This window comes from Sulfurimonas sp. HSL-1656 (assembly GCF_039645585.1).
Taxonomy (GTDB): domain Bacteria; phylum Campylobacterota; class Campylobacteria; order Campylobacterales; family Sulfurimonadaceae; genus Thiomicrolovo; species Thiomicrolovo subterrani.
This window is the reverse complement of sequence record NZ_CP147915.1, coordinates 2,426,612-2,445,623: the sequence shown is the minus strand read 5'-3', so window position 1 is coordinate 2,445,623 and position 19,012 is coordinate 2,426,612. Positions and strand designations below refer to the sequence as shown.

At 57.2% G+C, this 19,012-nt stretch carries 18 protein-coding genes; 16 read left to right on the top strand and 2 right to left on the bottom strand.

The features are described 5' to 3' along the window. The first annotated feature begins 127 nt into the window (after positions 1–127). Both dcd and WCX49_RS12640 read left to right on the top strand, forming a co-directional pair. Entirely contained in the window at positions 128–688 is a 561-nt protein-coding gene (dcd, locus tag WCX49_RS12645; protein ID WP_345985430.1) for a dCTP deaminase, read from the top strand. A gap of 59 nt (positions 689–747) precedes the next feature. Continuing rightward, a complete protein-coding gene (locus WCX49_RS12640) occupies positions 748–984 on the top strand; it encodes a DUF465 domain-containing protein (protein WP_345985429.1) in 237 nt (78 codons plus the stop codon). A 35-nt stretch (positions 985–1,019) separates the two neighbouring features. On the opposite strand, the gene arsC is transcribed toward WCX49_RS12640, so the two are convergent. After that, entirely contained in the window at positions 1,020–1,376 is a 357-nt protein-coding gene (gene arsC / locus WCX49_RS12635; protein ID WP_345985428.1) for an arsenate reductase (glutaredoxin), read from the bottom strand. Positions 1,377–1,476: 100 nt separating this feature from the next. On the opposite strand from arsC, the gene WCX49_RS12630 reads away from it, so the two are divergent. The 5 genes from WCX49_RS12630 (at position 1,477) to WCX49_RS12610 (ending at position 5,657) form a co-directional block, all read left to right on the top strand. Further along, complete coding sequence (locus tag WCX49_RS12630) at positions 1,477–2,997, top strand: DUF1538 domain-containing protein (RefSeq protein WP_345985427.1); 1,521 nt, start codon at positions 1,477–1,479, stop codon at positions 2,995–2,997. Then, positions 2,994–3,347, top strand: a complete 354-nt coding sequence (locus WCX49_RS12625) for a transcriptional regulator (RefSeq protein ID WP_345985426.1) — start codon at positions 2,994–2,996, stop codon at positions 3,345–3,347. The genes WCX49_RS12630 and WCX49_RS12625 overlap by 4 nt, the downstream gene beginning before the upstream one ends. Further along, on the top strand, positions 3,344–3,754 hold the full coding sequence (locus tag WCX49_RS12620) for a CBS domain-containing protein (protein ID WP_345985425.1): 411 nt from the start codon (positions 3,344–3,346) through the stop codon (positions 3,752–3,754). Before WCX49_RS12625 ends, WCX49_RS12620 begins: the two co-directional genes overlap by 4 nt. A 95-nt stretch (positions 3,755–3,849) precedes the next feature. Beyond that, entirely contained in the window at positions 3,850–4,815 is a 966-nt protein-coding gene (locus tag WCX49_RS12615) for a hypothetical protein (RefSeq protein WP_345985424.1), read from the top strand. 8 nt (positions 4,816–4,823) lie between these two features. After that, entirely contained in the window at positions 4,824–5,657 is an 834-nt protein-coding gene (locus WCX49_RS12610) for a hypothetical protein (protein WP_345985423.1), read from the top strand. Between the two features lies 1 nt (position 5,658). Here WCX49_RS12610 and asnB read toward each other — a convergent pair whose 3' ends face one another. Then, on the bottom strand, positions 5,659–7,452 hold the full coding sequence (asnB, locus tag WCX49_RS12605) for an asparagine synthase (glutamine-hydrolyzing) (protein WP_345985422.1): 1,794 nt from the start codon (positions 7,450–7,452) through the stop codon (positions 5,659–5,661). 130 nt (positions 7,453–7,582) lie between these two features. Here asnB and WCX49_RS12600 point away from each other — a divergent pair, with 130 nt between their 5' ends. Genes WCX49_RS12600 through WCX49_RS12560 form a run of 9 tightly spaced genes read left to right on the top strand, consistent with a single transcriptional unit; the run spans position 7,583 to position 19,011 of the window. After that, the gene (locus WCX49_RS12600) at positions 7,583–8,857 is read left to right on the top strand and encodes a nucleotide sugar dehydrogenase (RefSeq protein WP_345985421.1); all 1,275 of its coding nucleotides are present in this window, start codon (positions 7,583–7,585) and stop codon (positions 8,855–8,857) included. A 4-nt stretch (positions 8,858–8,861) separates the two neighbouring features. Further along, complete coding sequence (locus WCX49_RS12595) at positions 8,862–9,821, top strand: Gfo/Idh/MocA family oxidoreductase (RefSeq protein ID WP_345985420.1); 960 nt, start codon at positions 8,862–8,864, stop codon at positions 9,819–9,821. A gap of 2 nt (positions 9,822–9,823) precedes the next feature. Next, entirely contained in the window at positions 9,824–10,477 is a 654-nt protein-coding gene (locus WCX49_RS12590; protein ID WP_345985419.1) for an acyltransferase, read from the top strand. Continuing rightward, entirely contained in the window at positions 10,477–11,736 is a 1,260-nt protein-coding gene (locus tag WCX49_RS12585; protein WP_345985418.1) for an oligosaccharide flippase family protein, read from the top strand. Before WCX49_RS12590 ends, WCX49_RS12585 begins: the two co-directional genes overlap by 1 nt. Beyond that, a complete protein-coding gene (locus WCX49_RS12580) occupies positions 11,736–13,475 on the top strand; it encodes an asparagine synthase-related protein (RefSeq protein WP_345985417.1) in 1,740 nt (579 codons plus the stop codon). The genes WCX49_RS12585 and WCX49_RS12580 overlap by 1 nt, the downstream gene beginning before the upstream one ends. Next, on the top strand, positions 13,472–14,599 hold the full coding sequence (locus WCX49_RS12575; RefSeq protein WP_345985416.1) for a glycosyltransferase: 1,128 nt from the start codon (positions 13,472–13,474) through the stop codon (positions 14,597–14,599). The genes WCX49_RS12580 and WCX49_RS12575 overlap by 4 nt, the downstream gene beginning before the upstream one ends. After that, positions 14,596–15,705, top strand: coding sequence for a glycosyltransferase (locus WCX49_RS12570; RefSeq protein ID WP_345985415.1), 1,110 nt, complete (start codon positions 14,596–14,598; stop codon positions 15,703–15,705). Before WCX49_RS12575 ends, WCX49_RS12570 begins: the two co-directional genes overlap by 4 nt. Next, positions 15,702–16,922, top strand: coding sequence for a glycosyltransferase family 4 protein (locus WCX49_RS12565; RefSeq protein WP_345985414.1), 1,221 nt, complete (start codon positions 15,702–15,704; stop codon positions 16,920–16,922). Before WCX49_RS12570 ends, WCX49_RS12565 begins: the two co-directional genes overlap by 4 nt. Then, the gene (locus tag WCX49_RS12560; protein WP_345985413.1) at positions 16,903–19,011 is read left to right on the top strand and encodes an STT3 domain-containing protein; all 2,109 of its coding nucleotides are present in this window, start codon (positions 16,903–16,905) and stop codon (positions 19,009–19,011) included. The genes WCX49_RS12565 and WCX49_RS12560 overlap by 20 nt, the downstream gene beginning before the upstream one ends. Position 19,012 lies beyond the last annotated feature (1 nt).

The window sequence follows — 19,012 nt, the reverse complement described above, 5'->3', positions numbered from 1 at the left end:
GGGGACCCCGGAAATGTCTGAAAACCATCGGTTTCCTGCGTCGGGGCCGCCTAAATTTTAATGCGTTATAATAGCACAACTTAATTTAAGCCGCCCGGGAAACACCCCGTGGCAGGGAAGGATTTTTATGGGACTGAAGGCGGACAGCTGGATCAGGGAGCAGGCGCTTGAACACGCCATGATTACGCCTTTTTGCGAGGATCAGGTCGGCAAGGGCGTGGTCAGTTACGGGCTGAGCTCGTACGGGTACGATATCCGCGTCAGCGATGAGTTCAAGATCTTTACGAACCTCAACTCCACCGTGGTCGACCCGAAACATTTTGATGACGCGAACGTCGTAGATTACAAAGGCGACATCTGTATCGTCCCGCCGAACTCGTTTGCGCTGGCGCGGACCGTCGAGTACTTCAAGATCCCCCGTGACGTGCTGGCGATCTGTCTGGGGAAATCCACCTATGCACGCTGCGGGATCATCGTCAACGTGACCCCTTTCGAACCGGAATTCGAAGGGCACATCACGATCGAAATCTCCAACACCACACCGCTGCCGGCGAAGATCTATGCCAACGAGGGGATCGCCCAGGTGCTCTTCCTGAAAGGCGATGAAATGTGCGAAACAAGCTACGGCGACAAGGGCGGAAAATACCAGGGACAAGAGGGTATTACTTTACCGCGCATTTTACAGTAATACGCTATAGTGGCGTTATGGGACGTGGAAGCGGAGCCCAAAAAAGAAGAGGACAAAACATGCTGCACGAATACCGTGAAATCATCACCAAGATGAAGGAAGACGGAAGCGCCAATGCGCATTTTCTGAAAATTTTCGAGCGTCACAACGAGCTGGACGATCTGATCACGAAGGGTGAGGGCGGTCAGATCCCGATGGATGACGTCGAGATCGAAAAGCTGAAAAAAGAGAAGCTGCTACTCAAGGATGAGGCGTACGCCGAGATCATCAAGTACAAAAAAGAAAACAACCTCTAAATTGACTCCCGGCCGCCCGAAGGCGGCCTTTTCCCCTACGCTTTTACCAGATCGACCACTTTTTCCGGCGGACGTCCGATGACGGCTTTCCCGTTTGTGATGACGACGGGGCGCTCAATCAGTTTCGGATGCTCCGTCATGGCTTTAATCAGGGCAGATTCGTCAGTGACGTCTTTGAGACCGAGCTCCTTGTAAATGGCCTCTTTCGTGCGCATCAGGTCGCGCGCACCGATGCCGAGCATCGCCAGGAGATCGCGCAGCTGCGTCTCGGTCGGAACGTCGTCGAGGTAGCGGACGATCTCCGGGGTGATCCCCTCTTCCTCCAGCAGTTTCAGGGCTTCGCGGGATTTGCCGCAGCGGGGGTTGTGCCAGATGGTCACTGTCGAATGCATCGAGACTCCTTTTTTCCGAAATTGTAACGCTTTTCTGATTTGCCCCCCTTTGCATGAGGCGTGCCATGACATCGATCACAAAAATGCGTAAAATATCCCAATGGAACAACTCAGACTCTTTTTGATCATGCTCAAAGGCTCCTTCACTGACCTGGCCCCCATCATTGCCGTCATCGCCTTTTTCCAGATCTTCATCCTGCAGCAGATGCCCGACAACCTCCTCTCTGTCGCGACGGGACTTTTCATCGTCGCCGTAGGGCTCGCGCTCTTTATCCAGGGGCTGGAAGTCGGTATCTTCCCCGTCGGGGAGAACCTCGCGCAGGAGTTCGCGCGCAAAGGCTCCGCGTTCTGGCTGCTGCTCTTCGCCTTTCTCATCGGCTTCTCAACGACCATCGCGGAACCGGCCCTGATCGCCATCGCCGACAAGGCGGCCGTGATCAGCGAGGGGAAGATCGACTCTCTGGTGCTGCGGCTGACCGTTGCCTTTTCGGTCGGTTTCGCCATTGCCCTGGGGACGTTCCGCATCCTGACGGGCCATCCCATCCACTTTTACATCATTACCGGCTATGTCATCGTCGTCATGTTGACCTTCTTCGTCCCGCCGGAGATCGTCGGGCTCGCCTACGACAGCGGCGGGGTGACGACCTCGACGGTGACCGTTCCCCTGGTCGCGGCGCTCGGCGTGGGGCTCGCGAGCAGTATCCGCGGGCGGAACCCGGTCATCGACGGTTTCGGGCTGATCGCGTTTGCCTCGCTGACGCCGATGATCTTCGTACAGCTCTACGGGATCGTCGTCTACGCCTCCGGAAACGGCGAGGCGATCGCCGCCGTGGCGCAGAGCGTATCGGAGCATGTGGAACACAGCCGTACCATCGGTCAGCAGGCGCTGGCGCTGCTGCTCGAGCTCGTTGATGTCATCAAGGACGTGCTGCCGATCCTGGGCGTCATCTTCTTTTTCCAGTATGCCATTATCAAGAAACAGGTGCCCTACCTGCGCCGCATCGTTTTCGGTATCCTGCTGGTGATCCTGGGGCTGTATGCTTTTATCGTCGGACTTGAGATGGGGCTCTTTCCTATCGGGGAGACGATGGCGCTGCAGCTCACGGAGCAGGATAACCGGCTGCTCATCTACCTGTTCGCCTTTTTGATCGGCTTTTCGACGACGATGGCGGAGCCGGCGCTGCTGGCGATCGCGATCAAGGTCGAGGAGATCTCCGCCGGGAAGATCCGGCAGATGGTCCTGAGGATCGCCGTGGCCCTCGGGGTGGCGGTGGGCATCGCGCTGGGGGCGTACCGTATCGTGGCGGGGGACCCCATCCACTACTACATTATCGCGGGCTACATCGTCGTCATCATTTTGACCTATTTCGCCCCGCGCTACATCATCCCGATCGCCTACGACAGCGGCGGGGTGACGACGTCGACCGTCACCGTGCCGCTCGTCGCGGCGCTGGGGCTGGGGCTGGCGACCAACATCGAGGGGCGGAGCCCGCTCATTGACGGGTTCGGGCTGATCGCGTTTGCGTCACTCTTTCCGATGATCACCGTCATGGCCTACGGGGTGATCACGGAACTGAGTGCCAGGAGCACAAAAACTCAACACAAGGAGGAGTTTGAATGAGGTTTGCATTATTGGTAGCGATCGTGGAACAGTCGCTGGAAGAGGAGGCGATCGATATCGCCAAGGCCAACGGTGCCGGCGGGGTGACGAGCCTGACCGGTAAAGGAACGGGGCTGAACGAGAAGAAGACGTTTTTCGGCCTGACGTATGAGCGTCCGGAGAGCGTGCTGCTCTTCATCCTTGAGAAACGGACCTCGGTGAAGGTGATGAAGGCGCTCAAGAACGAACTGCACCTCGAAACCGAGAACAAGGGGATCGTCATGTCGCTGCCCATCGAACATCTCGCGGGGATCGCCAACAACCAGATCGAAGCATTTGCCAACAGACTCAAAGAGGAGAAAGAGGTATGAAACTGATTACAGTGCGGGATATTATGACGCCGGCGGACGAGATCGCGATGATTTCGCCCTATGCGACGGTGCGCGAGCTGATCAACATGATGGACACGCGCGACGTGCGTTCGGTCATCGTCGAGCGTACCAGCGACAACGACGCCTACGGGATCGTCACCTACTCCAATATCCTGGAGGCGATCTACAGCAACGACGGCGATATGGACCTGCTGAACGTCTACGACATCGCCAGCAAGCCGATGGTGCAGATCGTACCGGACCTTGACATCCGCTACGCGGCACAACTCATGATCAACCAGAAGATCAAGCATCTCTCCGTGACTTGGGAAGGGCGCCTGACGGGGGTGATCAGCATGACGGATATCGCCCGGGTCCTGATGGAGGAAGCGCGCGCCGATATGTAACCTGCCGCCGGTCACTCTATAACGATAATCAATAAGTATTGTTAAAGAGAACGGGTGTTATATTGTCCGGAAGCGATAGCATTGAAGGAGTGAACATGTTTGATACGTTGTGCAAAAGCGGCGTGGCGATTGCCGCGGCAACTGTACTGTTTTTGAGCGGCTGCGGCGGGGGCGGCGGCAGCGGAACGACCAGTCTGCCGACACTGAATGTACCGGAGGCGAATGCAACGGCGGCGAACGGTGCGGAAGCCGTTATCGCTATTTTTTCCGGCCAGATTGGCGGCTTGACCGGTTATCTCCCCTTGGCAGCAACTGTACCGCAACCGGCTGGGTTTGATGCGACGTATTTCATGCTCGACAAAGCGGGCCCGGTCTCGAAAGTGATGGGGTATCGTACCCAAACGCTCAATGCGACCTATTCGGACTCCTACGACTGTCCTTACGGTGGGACAATGTCGTATACGGAGAGTTCTACCGAAACGCAAATGGATGCAACGGTGACATTCAGTGAGTGCGCTTTTGATGTGAATTTTGTGATGGACGGGAAGATGCGTATGCGTGCGGCGGGGACCAACTACGGCGATACGTTGAGCTATATGGAAGTCTCTTTCCCTGCCGATTTCACCATTACGGATGATATGTATACGTTCTATATCAGTGCGGGCAGTAACATGCGGACGGACTACAGCGAGTATGACGACGTTTATGGCTACTTTGCCGGTACGATGACAAGCAGTGTGCAGTGGGGTGTCGATGGCGACATGGGACGTTACGACAACTTGACCGTAGTGTTCACGGAGGATTATTACAGCATCCCAATTGAGACCTACTGTTACAAGTCAGGCCGTATCTATGTCAATGACCTGACCGCGAGCCTTGATATCGATGAAGCGTATGATTCATACTGTGATTACAAATTCTATTACGAAGATTTTGATTTGCTTAGCGGCAGCATGCGCTTGATCGGTTCCGGCGGCGGATTGATCTACGTCAACGTCACTGATATCAATACCATTACGGTGTCGGATCAAAACGGTACGGACATCAACGTTACGCTTTGACGACCGCCTTGCGCCGTACAATCGCGTCTGTAATACTGGCAGCTGTATCGCTGTCGGGGGATGGACTTTTTGTCGGCATCAAAGGGCTCAATGCCACGCTCTCCTACAGGGTAAAAGATCCTGCGCAGAGGCTCGAAGCACGCCTCCGCTTTCCCGCAACGGCAGCGGTCTGGGAGCTGGGATATGCTCTTGATACACCGGCGGGCGTGCTCCGCTTTTCATTCGCTTCCGCCTTCACTTCTCAAATACGTAACGGGAACGATACCGACTGGAAAGACGGCAACAAAACGGTCTACTCGGAGTCGGACACGGCGCTGGAAAGCTATTATGCCTTCCATGTCGATTTCCGTCACCAGGTGACGCCAAATTTTGCATTGGGTACGGACTTTTTCTATGATCAGTGGCAGCTTGGTTGGTCGCAGACCCGGCAGACCGATTATACGGACGGTACAGAGACCTATTTCGTCGGCGATACCGTTGACTTCACACAGCAGTCGGGAGTGGCGGGTCTGTACGGTGAATACGAGGCAACCCTTTTTACGTTGCCGTGGACTTTCCGCGGCGCTATTCTGCTTTCCCGTCAGCACTCCAGAGACGAACATCTGCTAAGAGGGTTTTATACCCTCAGTGACGGATGGATGACGGGGATTTCACTCGGGGCCGGTGCCGTGCTGTTCCGGCATGCCGGTTCCGAAATCAGCGCCGGAATTTCCTACCGCCGCCTCGAAGGAGACACCGACATGCATTATTACTACGATTACGGTCCGCACTACAGAACATTACCGGCTAGCTTCACGACGGAGATCACGGAAACAGTACTGACCTATCGCTACACTTTCTGAACTACAGCAGGTGCTTTTTCATCCAGTGTGAGAGCACGAAGAGACTCCACACCTGCTGCTTGAATCGGCCCCGCTTCACGGCCGCGTCGATGTAGCGCTCCAGCATCTCTTTTTTGAACAGCCCCGTCTGTTCGTTGACCTCGGTGATGAGGTCGATCTTCCCCGAGGCGTGCAGGTACTCCATATAAGGCGAGGCAAACCCTTTCTTTTTGCGATTCAGTATCGCGTCGCCGAGGTAGGGCTGCATGATCTGCTTCAGCAGCGCTTTCGGACGGCCGTTGCCGATCTTGAGTGCCGCCGACGTACCGAAGACCGTCTCTGCCAGGCGGTGGTCGAGCATGGGGGTGCGGGACTCGATGCCGTGGGCCATGGAGACGCGGTCGAGCTTGGCAAGGTAGTATTCGGCCTGGAGATGGCGCAGGTCGAGGTAGCTGTACCACTGCGCGGGGTGTTTCCAGCGGCTGGCATCGAAACGGTCGCGTTCGGGCTGGATGAAGCGCAGCCCCTCCTCGTCGCGGACGTTCCGGCGCATCAGGGCATTTTTCTGCAGGTCCGTGAACTTTTCACCCGCCCCCCGGAAAAGAAGCGTATCGTCGAAGGCGCGCTTGTACCACTCCCATTCGCGGTTGACGGAGAAGTGGCCGTGAAAAAACTTCTTCAGCCACGCCTTGCGCTGCAGGGAGGCCAGCTGCTCGATATCGAGGTAGTCAAAGTACTGCCGGTAGCCCAGGAAGAGTTCGTCTCCCCCCTCGCCGCTGAGCACGACGCGGTAGCCCTCTTTCTTGATGGCGCCGAAGAGGAGGTAGAGCGGAATCGCCGCAGGGTCGTTCAGGGGCTCGTCGAGGGCGTCCATGACCGGGTCGATGGCATCGATGAAGTCAGTCTGGCCGATGGTGATCTTCGTATTCTGTATCCCCAGGATGCGTGCCGTTTCGGCGGCACTCTCGCTCTCGTCGTAGTTCCAGCGCTCTGCGTAGCCCAGGCTGAAGGTCTGCAGCGGACGGCCGAGCTTCTTGGCAAAGGCGTTCACGGCGGCACTGTCGATCCCGCCGCTGAGCAGGGCCGCGACGGGAACGTCGGCATCGAGGCGCATTGCGATGCTCTCTTCCATGCGTGCTTCGATACGCTGCGGGGCACTGCCGTCATCCACCGGTTCGGCATGGTCGAGCAAACAGTAATACGAACGCCGGCTAACGCTGCCGTTTGTCACTGTTATGAGTTCGCCCGGTGCGATTTTTTCAATGCCTTCAAAGAAGGTATGGGGCGCTGTGGGGGCCTGAAAGGAGAGAAAACCCATCATCGCATCGTCGTTCATCCTGACGCGAGAAAGGAAAGGGAGGAGCCCTTTGATCTCGGAGGCAAACACGAAACGCTCTTTCTGTTTGGCAAAAAAGAGCGGCTTTTTCCCCAGCCGGTCGCGGAGCAGATAGAGGGTCCCGTCGTCGTAGATTGCCAGGGCGAACATACCGCGGAACCGGTGGACACAGTCGATGCCCCAGCGCAGGTAGGCGGCCAGAACCGTTTCGGCTTCCGTGGCTGCCCGGAGCTGCAGCGTCTCCGCAATTTCACGGTAGTTGTAGATCTCCCCGTTGAAACTGAGCAGGACATTGCCTTCACGCAGCGGCTGGTGGGAGCGTTCGTGCATGTCGCGGATGCTGAGACGGTGCTGGGCGAAAAAGAGCCCCCGCTCCTCGACGATTCCGCAGTAGTCCGGCCCGCGGTGCGCCAGCGCGGCGAGACCCCTGCGGGCCGTTGCAGGATCGTAGTCGCCGAGGATGCCGAAGACGGCACACATCAGGCGGCCCGCCGGAAAAAGGGAAGGGTGACAGGGAAATACATGGCGCTATTTTACAGCAAACGGAAGCGTTTAGAGTTCTGTTGGTGATGGGGCGTTATAATATGTCACTTTCATGTAAGAAGCTTTTATGAATAAACAAGAGACAGTTGCGGTTATCGGGCTCGGCTATGTCGGTTTGCCCCTGGCGGCAGCGTTCGCCGAAAAGTATGACGTCATCGGCTACGACATCAATCACGAGCGCATTGCGGAGTTGCAAGAGGGGTATGACCGCACGCTGGAACTGACAAAAGCAGCGCTTGAAAACGTAAAGCGTACGCTCCGGTTCACGGAAAATACGGATGCGATCGCCGAAGCCACAGTTTTTATCGTTACCGTTCCGACACCGATTGACGCCAGCAACCGTCCCGACCTCACACCGCTCATCAACTCCAGCAAAACCGTGGGAAGCGTCCTGAAAAAAGGGGATATCGTCATCTATGAATCGACGGTGTACCCCGGCGTGACGGAGGATGTGTGCGTTCCCGTACTCGAAAAAAGCTCGGGCCTGGTCTTTAACCGTGATTTTTTTTCCGGCTACTCGCCCGAACGGATCAATCCCGGTGACAAGGAACATACTGTCAAAAAGATCAAGAAAGTGACTTCCGGATCCACACCCGAAATCGCACAAAAGATCGATGCTCTTTACGGCAGCGTGATCGAGGCGGGGACCCATCTGGCCTCGTCGATCAAGGTGGCCGAGGCGAGCAAGGTGATTGAGAATACCCAGCGTGACGTCAATATTGCATTGATCAACGAGCTTTCTCTGATATTCGATGCGATCGGTATCGATACCAACGAGGTGATCGAAGCGGCATCGACCAAGTGGAATTTCATCAAACTCAAACCCGGTCTCGTCGGGGGGCACTGCATCGGCGTAGACCCCTATTATCTGACATTCAAGGCGGAAGAGCTCGGCTACAAGCCGAACCTTATTCTCGGTGCCCGGCAGATTAACAACGGTATGGGAAAGTTTATCGCCGAACGGACGATCAAAGAGCTGATCCGGCATGATAAAAAAGTCAAAAATGCCGCTATTCTGGTTTTGGGTGTCACCTTCAAAGAGGATTGTCCGGATATGCGGAATACGAAAGTCGTCGATATCATCGAGGAGCTCAAAGAGTACGGCTGCCACGTCGACGTATACGATCCGTGGGTCGATCCGAACGAGAATAAAAAACAGTATCGGCACGGCATTATTTCAAACCCGTTTGAGACGGAAAAGCGGTACGATGCGATTGTCGTGGCCGTCGCGCACCGCCAGTTTACGGCGCTTGAACAGGTGGACTTTGAACGTATCAGCACGCCCGAACCCGTCCTGATCGACGTGAAGGGCATCGTGGAAAATCCGACGTGGAGACTGTAAACGTATGAAGAATTTTGCTCTGATCGGCGCGGCCGGGTATATCGCGCCGCGCCATATGAAAGCGATCAAAGAGACGGGCAACGACCTGATCGCGGCCCTCGACCGTTGTGACAGCGTCGGCATTATCGACAGCTATTTCCCGGAGGCCAGCTTCTTTACGGAGTATGAGCGCTTTGACCGTTTCGTCGACAAATGGCACCGCAGCCACAGCGACCGCATCGAATACGTCAGTATCTGTTCACCGAACTATCTGCATGACAGCCATATCCGTTTTGCACTCAAAAGCGGTGCGGACGCCATCTGCGAAAAGCCGCTCGTGCTCAATCCCCACAATATCGACCAGTTGAAGATCATCGAAGAGGAAACGGGCAAAAAGGTCTATAACATCCTCCAGCTGCGGCTGCACCCCTCCATCATCGCCCTGAAGGAGCGAGTGGCGCGGGAACTGTCGGAGAACCCGGCAAAGGTCTACGACATCGATTTGACCTACCTGACGTCGCGCGGCAAATGGTACTTTATCAGCTGGAAGGGCGATGAAAGCAAAAGCGGCGGGATCGCCAGCAATATCGGGGTGCATTTTTACGACATGCTCACCTGGATCTTCGGCGGCGTCGAAGAGAATACCGTCCATCTCAAAACGCCGTATGCCAACGCGGGGATGCTTCGTCTCAAACATGCCAACGTCCGCTGGTTCCTCTCTGTCGTCTACGATTATATTCCCGATGAAATCAAGGCCCAGGGGCAGCGTACCTACCGTTCGATCACGGTGGACGGTGAGGAGATCGAGTTCAGCGGCGGTTTTACGGACCTGCACACGCGCTCGTACGAAGAGATCCTTGCCGGCAACGGTTTCGGACTGGAGGAGGCGTACGGTTCCATAGAAACCGTCGCAACGATCCGCAACCTGTCGCCGGTCGGCCTGCACGGCGAGTATCATCCCTTTTGTAAAAAGGTGGAGGTCTGAAGATGGACGAACCCAGAAAATTGACGCCGGAGGAGTGGAAAAAACGGTTGCGTTCGAAGGGAAAAGCGGAACAGCCGGAAAGACCGGTATCCTTTTTCGTGCATGAATCCGCGTTCGTCGATGCTGAGGTTGCTATCGGGGACGAGACGAAGATCTGGCATTTTTGCCATATTCTGCCGCACACCCGTATCGGGCGCCAGTGTTCGTTCGGCCAGAACTGCGTCGTCGGCCCGAGGGTCGTCATCGGCAACGGCGTGAAGGTACAGAACAACGTCAGCATCTACGAAGGGGTTGAGCTAGAGGATGACGTTTTTCTGGGCCCTTCGATGGTATTCACCAACGTCATCAACCCCCGCGCCTTTATCGTCCGCAAGACGGAGTTCAAAAAAACGCTGTTGAAAAAAGGGTGCACGGTGGGGGCCAATGCGACCATTGTCTGCGGCGTCACCGTCGGTCGGTACGCCATGATCGGTGCCGGGGCCGTCGTGACGAAGGACGTGCCTGATTTCGCGTTGGTGACCGGGGTACCGGCCACGCAGATCGGCTGGGTAAGTCTGGCCGGGAACCGGCTGGTTTTTGACGAGAACGGCGAGGCGCTTGATCCCTATGACAGCTCACGCTATCGCCTCAGCGACGGCCGGTTGATGACACTGTAATGCGGCATTATCACGGGAAAGAAAACGTTTTTTCCAGAAACGTCCTGACGTTGATGACGGGAAGTTCGCTCGCACAGGCGATCCCGATCGCCATCAGCCCGCTTCTGACCCGGATCTATTCCCCGCAGGATTTCGGACTTTTTGCCGTTTTTATCGCCGTCGTTGCACTCTTCAGCGCGATGGCGGGCGGGCGTTACGAGATGGCGGTACTGCTGCCCGATTCGGACGAGGATGCTCTCAACCTCCTGGCGCTGGCCGCGCTGCTGGTGACGGGGGTGAGCATCGTACTGCTTCTGCTTATAGCACTTTTCGGTGCACAGGTGTCCGCACTGGCCCCGGAGTCAGGGCTGGACGTCTGGCTCTACTGGGTACCGCCGGCGGTTTTCCTGACGGCCTTCTTCAACCTGATGACGGCATACGGCAACCGCCGGGGCGATTACACGCTGATCGCGCAGGCCACCGTTTTGAAATCGATCATACTCGCGGCGGTGCAAATCGGTCTCGGCGTGATGAAGTCCGGCGCATTCGGGCTTATTGCCGGTCAGATCGTTTCCAATTTTGCCGCGACGGTTCGGATGATCATGCGCGGGGTGGATCTCAAAAGTGTGGACCGTGTTTCCTGGCCGTCGATGAAGCGTCTTGCGCTGAGCCATGCCAATTTTCCGAAGTACCAGGTACCGCATGTGTTCCTCAACACCTTTTCGTCCCAACTGCCGGTATACGTCTTCAGCACATTTTTTACCGCTTCGATTGTGGGGCTGTATGCCCTGGGTACCCGGGTCGTCTTCGGCCCGGCCATGATCATCTCCGCTTCCATGGCCAAGGTGTTCAATGCCGAGGCGGCGGCACTCCGTAACACACGAGGGGATGTCCACGCTCTGGCGCTCAACCTTGCAAGAAAGAGTGCGCTGGTTTTGGCCGGGCCGTTTGCGCTGTTCGTCCTGTTCGCCCCGGAGCTCTTTTCACTGGTTTTCGGGGAAGTGTGGCGGGAAGCGGGGGTCTATACGCAGCTCCTCTCCCCCTGGCTCTTCATGGTATTCATCGTGTCGATGATCGCCTACATTCCGAACCTTTACGGTCGGCAGAGGACCGCGCTCCGGATCGAGATCGTCTATTCGCTTCTGCGGCTTGCGTCTCTGGGGGCCGGTGCGCTGTACGGCGATGTCTATCTCGCACTGACACTTTTCAGTGCCAGCGGCGTCGTGATGCTCACTTTTAACCTGTTTTGGATGCTGCATCTGACGAAAGGAGCGCAGTAGTGGCGGGAATTTACGGGGTTATTTCCAGGGAGGCCCTGCCGGAAGTCCGGGAGGTTTACCGTCTCTTCTTTTCCGCGTCGGTCGAAGGGACGCGCAACGAGGAGATCGTTACAGGACGGATGCTGTTCGGCCGGAGCGTCCCCGACCGTTTCGACAGGGACCGTGTCCTGTATGAGGAAGGGGACGTTATAATCGCGTTTGAGGGACTCTGTTACAATCTTGGGGCTCCGTATGACCATATGGGGAAAATGCTTCTGGCACTCTACCGGGAAAAGGGGACAGGCTTTGTCGAGGAGATCGACGGCAATTTCAGCGGCTTTCTTCTGGACAGACGCACCAACACGCTGCTGCTTTTTACGGATCATCTCAATACCAAGCCGCTCTACTTTTTCCAAAATGATGCCTACTTTGTTTTTGCCTCGGAGCTGAAGGTCCTGAGTGCTTTGCTGCCCGGCCTCGGGATAAAAACGGCGCCGGACCGCAACGGGATTCTCTCGCTGGCCGCCTTCGGCTATGTGCTCGATAATACGACTCTGCTTGAAAATGTCAGGAAACTCCCCTACGGGACCCTGATGACGCTGGACGCGGAACGTTGGAAGATGACGCAGGCGCACTATTTCGACTTCTCCGCCATCGGGGAGAATGCCCCGGAGGATGAGGCGGAGATGATCGAACACATCGATGCACTGCTGACGGCCGGTGTCGCCGACCAGTGGCGCAAAGATGAAGCGTACGGGTACAGGCACTATCTCTTTCTCAGCGGCGGGCTGGACAGCCGCGTCAATGCCCTGCTGGCCCACGAGCTCGGGTTCACGGGGACAACGGCTCTGACGTTTGCGCAGCGTCAGAGCGATGACGCGGTCATCGCCGAACGGATCGCTGCGGATTACGGGTTCGACTACCGCTTCATGCCCCTGGACGGCGGCCATTATCTCGAAGGGGACCTGACGCGATTCGTTGCGGCCGGGGACGGGATGAACCTGCTGATCGGCTCCGCCGCCGGGTTCGATTTCCTCAGCCGGATGGACCACCGCACTTACGGGACGCTTCATACCGGACAGATAGGAGACCTGCTTTTCGGCTCCTACGTCAAGCCGCACTTCTCGCTTCAGCAGGCCGCCCTGACGAAGGAGCGGAGACTTCTGGAGGCGATCGAGTGGTTTGAACCGCTGCGGCAGCGCTATGAAAACCGGCCGGAGCTCTTCGGGTACGAACAGCGGGTCATGCACGGCACGTTCAACGGCGACCGGAGCCTGGCGCACTTTACCGATATCAGTTCCCCTTTCTACAACAGGGAGCTGATCCGCTACTGCTACGGAATGCCCAAAGCGGCAAAGCTGCATGAAGGCATCTACCTGAAGTGGATCAATGCCCGGCACCCGTCCATCGCGAAGTATGTCTGGGAACAGGCCGGGGTCCGGCCGACCTCCGTGCGGAAAACGGTGTGGGGAAGGCAGTGGAAGCGTTACCACAACGCACTGCGGCGCCGGCTCGGACTGCGCGTTAACGACATGAACCCGTTTGACCAGTGGTACCACGGCAACCCCCGTCTCCGAGATAATCTCGATAAGGTCTTCCGTGAGCGCATCGAGGAGGTTTCAGACCCGATGCTGCGCACGCTGCTGCTGGAGATGTATGCGCCTCCCCAGGAGCGGGGTCATTACGGGCGGTATAACAAATACCTCGCCGTGACCGTACTGCTGGCGCTCGCACTGCATTTTCCGGGAGGCAGGCGATGACCCTGCTGCTGATCGGAAACCACGGGAGTGTTTTCCCCGGCGAAGTAACCCGAGAACTGCGCGATAACGGCATCAGTGTCTCCCATGTGGACTTCGTATCGCTTGCCGTTGAGCGCGGGGACGGCACGGATGCGACCTATGCCAGCCTGCTTCGGAACAGCCGGCTCCCAATGAAGCTGCAGAGCCTCGCACGGATAGGTATTTTGGCGAAAATGCTTGAGGAATCGTCCGAGGATATCGTGCATTTCCATTATGCCCGGTGGTTCTACTTTTTGCTTGTACCGGTCATCAGACGGCTGGGGAAACCTGTCGCCGTGACGGTGTACGGCAGCGACTACTACCGCATCCCCCGCTGGAAACGCTGGCTGCAGCGCCGTTTTTTTCATGCCGTCGACGCCGTAACGTTCACCAATGAGGCGACGATGCAGTCGCTGCTGGCTGAGGACGGGACGCTGGAGGCGAAGTGCTCCGTCACCCGTTTCGGCCTCACACCGCTTGAGGCGATCGACCGGTACCGCGGCACGGACAGGGAACGCATGCGGCAGGCCCTCGGCGTACCGGGATTTCCCGTGACGGTCTGCTGCGGCTACAATGCCAATACCGGCCAGCAGCACCTGAAAATGATCGAAGCGCTTCAAAAGCTCCCGGAGCCGCTGCGCCGCACGACGCTCTTCCTGTTTCCGCTGACCTATGGGGGGAGCGAACCGTACAAGCAGAGCGTCATAAGCGCGTTGAAGGCGAGCGGGCTGCACTATACGGTCCTGGAGACCTTTTTACACGGTGAGCTGAATGCCTATGTCCGGCTCCTGCCCGATATCATGGTCAACATGCTTGTCAGCGATCAGCTGTCGGGGTCGATGCAGGAGCATCTGTATGCCGGCAATTGCGTCATTGCAGGCACATGGCTTCCCTATGGCGTTTTTGAGCAGAGAGGGGTCGTCATGGCGCGGGCGGATTCTTTTGACGCATTGCCCCGGATACTGGCGGAGCAGATCGGGAATCTGCATGGGTGTGAACAGTATCGTGACGGGAACAGGCGGGCCATCGCGGCGCTGTCGCGCTGGGATGAGGTGATCGGGGCGTGGAAAGCACTGTATGCGCATCTGCTGAGGGAAAAAAGATGAAACATATCGTGCATATGACGTCGGCCCATCCCAGGTACGATACGCGTATTTTTCTCAAGGAGTGCGGCGCACTGGCAGAAAAATTCAGGGTGTCGCTCGTCGTGGCAGACGGCAAAGGGGATGAGGTCAAAACGGGTGTGCGGATCGTAGATGCCGGGGCGTCCAAAGGCCGGACCGACCGTATCGTGAATGCCGCGAACAGGGTATACCGCAAGGCCCTGGCACTCGATGCCGATCTGTACCACTGCCACGATCCGGAGCTGCTTTGGGCCGCACTGAGGCTTAAGAGGCGGGGAAAGACCGTGGTATTCGACATACACGAAATGGTCACCGAACAGATCAAGTCGAAACACTATCTTCCGAAATGGCTGCGCGCGGGGGTAGCACTGGCGTACGGGATGCTGGAACGTATGCTGTTGCCGAAACTCGACGGGCTGGTCCTCGCCGAAGCCTCCTACCGTTCCCGCTACGCTCCGTTGAACGGTACCGTTGCCGTCGTGCAGAATATGCCGGATGCCGCTTTTCTGGCGCCGTTCGTCTCTTCGCAGCGGGACCGGAACGAACTCTTCTACGTCGGGGCGATCTCGGATGCGCGGGGGCTGGATGTGACGCTTCGCGCCCTGAAGCTGCTCAAGCAAAGAGGCGTGGCGTTCAAAATGCATTATATCGGCAACCTGCAGGGCAGCACGCGCGAAGGGCTTGATCTCGAGGGGATCGAAGAGGAGGTCGTTTTTTACGGCCGACTGACGCTGGATGAGGCGTACGGGCTGTCACGGCATGCGAAAGCAGGCCTGTCGGTCCTGCAGCCCATCGGTAATTACCTGCACTCCTATTCGACGAAAATATTTGAATACATGGCAATAGGCCTGCCGGTGATCACCTCCGACTTCGAACTGTACAAGGATGTCGTCGAGAAACACCGATGCGGGATCTGCATCGATCCCAGCTCCCCGGAAGCGCTGGCGGAGGCGATCGTTTTCCTGTTCGACCATCCGGATGCGGTGGCGCGGATGGGTGAAAATGGGAAAGCGGCCGTGCATTCGGTCTACAACTGGTCGCATGAAAAAGCGGCGCTTATGCGGCTTTACGGGGCGGTGATGACATGACGATCTGGCTGATCAACCATTATGCCGTGACGCCGGGCCATCCGGGCGGAACGCGCCACTATGATCTCGCCCGGGAGCTGACCGCACGGGGGCATGACGTCACGGTCATCGCCTCGAGCTTTCATTATGCGACACTGGCCGAGACGAAGCGGTACGGCGCAGGGGAGACGTTTCAGGTCGAAATGCTTGACGGTATCCGGTTTGTCTGGGTGAAGACCGCGCCCTACCGCGGCAACGGCATCGGCAGGGTGCGCAGCATGTTCGAATTTACCTGGAAACTGCGCCGTTTGCGTGAACTCGACCTGCCGATGCCCGAGGTTATCGTCGGGTCGTCGGTCCATCTTTTTGCCGTCTTCGGCGCCTATCGGCTGGCCCGGGCGTTGCACGTTCCGTTTGTCATGGAGGTCCGCGACATCTGGCCGAAGACGCTGGTGGACATGGGCGTGCCCTGGTGGCACCCCTTCGTCCTGCTGCTGAGCGTCCTGGAGCCATTTCTGTACCGGCGCGCGGTGCGGATCATCACGCTCCTTCCCCGGGCAGCAGAACATATCGCTGTTTTCGGCGTTCCCAAAGAAAAGGTGCATTGGGTCTCCAACGGTGTCGACCTCACGCCGTTCGTTTCCGTACAGCGGTCGCATCTGCTCGATCCCGGGAAGTTCAACGTCCTTTATGCCGGAACGATGGGGCAGGCGAATAACCTGGAACCCCTGATGGCCGCCGCGGCGCTGCTCGCCGCGACGACGGACATCCACATTACCCTGGTGGGGAGCGGACCGCTGAAGGGGACCTTTGCAGGGCAGGCCGAAGAGCTTGCGAACGTCACGGTGCTGGATGCGGTCCCTAAGACGGCGGTTGCGCCGCTGCTCGCCGAAGCGGATCTGCTCTATGTCGGCCTGAAAGACCTGCCGCTTTACCGTTACGGGATGAGCATGAACAAGGTGTTCGACTATATGGCGGCGGGGCGTCCCGTCGTTTTCGCCGCCGCCGTACCCGAGAACCCGGTCGAAAAGGCAGGTTCCGGTCTGATCGTCCGGCCGGACAATCCGGACGCGATTGCAAATGCAATCTTGACACTATATAATTACACACCGTCGGAGCGCTCCGCCATGGCAGCGAAAGGGGAGGCGTATGTACGTTCCCACTTTGGCATGGATGTCATCGCAGGTGCATTCGAGTCGGTTTTGAAAGAGGCAATAGATGAGTATAAAACAGATTGATTTTGGCAGTAACCGGCTCGGCTTTATCGTTATTTTGATGTCGACGGCGTACCTTTTTTCGCTTCTGATCCGTATGATCTGGGTCTACCAGATGGGCGGTGTCGCTGATTTCCATTGGAACGGCCAGCTGATGATCAATACCAACGACGGCTACTACTTCGGCGCGGCGGCGCAGAAGGCCCTGGAGGGGCTGCACCAGTTCAACCCCCGGCTGCCTGACTGGCTGGGCTCGGGCGTCGTCTTTTTCACGGTCCTGCTGACAAAATACACGCCGTTTTCCCTTGATACCGTCATGCTCTATCTACCCGCGGTCGTTTCAAGTATCGTCGTCGTACCGATCATTCTGATAGGGCGGCTCTACGGGTCGGCGCTTCTGGGCTTCTTCGCGGCATTGATCGGTTCGATCGCCTGGAGTTACTACAACCGTACCATGACGGGATATTACGACACGGATATGTTCTCGGCGATGATGCCGATGTTCATCCTCTATTTCCTGCTGGCGACCCTGGAGACGGAAAAGCGCATCTTTATGCTGCTGTCGGCGCTCTCGATTATGATCTACCCGTTCCTGTACGATTCGGGGCTTTCGCTGATCTACGCGATGGGGCTGCTCTATATGGGCTACATGGTCGTCTTCCACCGCAATGACACGTTCACGTGGCACTCCATCATCCTGATCGCCGTCGCACTGATGGGCATCCCTACAGTGGCGAAGTTCGTACTGATCATCGGACTCTACCTGCTCTTTTCGAAAACGGCGTTTACTCAGCAGAAACTGATGATCGCCGCGGGGATCACCGTCCTGCTCTTTTTATACACGGGCAACGTCTTCACCCTGATCTGGGCGAAGTTCTCCACCTACTTCTACCGCGGCGTCGACGAGAGCGGCGGTCTGCGGTTTTACGAAGTGGCCCAGACCGTGCGCGAGGCGGGGAAGATCCCGTTCGAAATGATGGCCAACCGCATCAGCGGTTCCGTCGCGGCCGTCCTGGCGGCACTGGCGGGGTATATCGTCCTGGTGGTGCGCCACCGCGGGTTTATCCTGGCGCTGCCGCTGATCGGGATCGGTATTTTTTCACTGTGGGGAGGGCTGCGTTTTACCGTTTATGCCGTTCCGGTAGCGGCGATCAGCGTCGTCTACCTCTTTTACATGCTGACATTTCAGTTGACCAACCACTGGGCGCGCTACGGGGTAGTGGCGGCACTGACGGGGTTGGTACTCTACCCTAATATTACGCATATTCTTGGGTATAAGGTCCCGACGGTCTTCAGCGTACCCGAAGTGCAGGCGCTGGATAAGCTCTCAAAAACGGGAAGCCCGAAAGATTATGTCCTGACCTGGTGGGACTACGGCTATCCCATCTGGTTCTACGGGGACAAAAACACGCTGATCGACGGCGGGAAACACAACCATGACAACTTTATCGTTTCGCAGATGGTGTGCAGCGAATCGCAGCTTGAAGCGGCCCGGCTGGGGCGCCTGGCCGTCGAGGCCTATGTCGCCGCCGACTATAAAAAACCGGCGGCGGATATCCTTTTCCGCAACAATCAGCCCGATCAGGTAGAGCCCAACGCCTTCCTGGAATCCCTCCGCTACGGCGATATCACGCTGCCTGAAAGCACACGCGATATTTTCGTCTACCTGCCGCTGCGCATGCTCGACATCTTCCCGACCGTCTGCACCTTCAGCAACCTTGATCTTAACTCCGGACAGCGTTATTCCCCTCCATTCTTATATGTAACGTCGCAGTTTCAGGAACAGCAGGGGATGCTGCTTCTCGGTAACGGGATCACCCTTGACCAGCGCCGCGGCATTATCAGGGCCGGAGGGCAGGAAGTCTCCCTCAAAGCTTTTTATACGGCCAGCCTTTCGGCCAACGGAGACGTAGAAGTCAAATCGCATCTGGTCAAGATGGACGGTACCCTTTCACTGATCTATATGGCATCGTACGGCCGGATGCTGCTGATCGACGATTCGGTACTGAATTCCAACTATATTCAGATGTTCGTGCTGGGGCGCTACGACCCGGCGCTCTTCGAGCCGGTCGAGATGTCGCCGTATGTCAAGATATTCAGGGTTAAAAACTGAC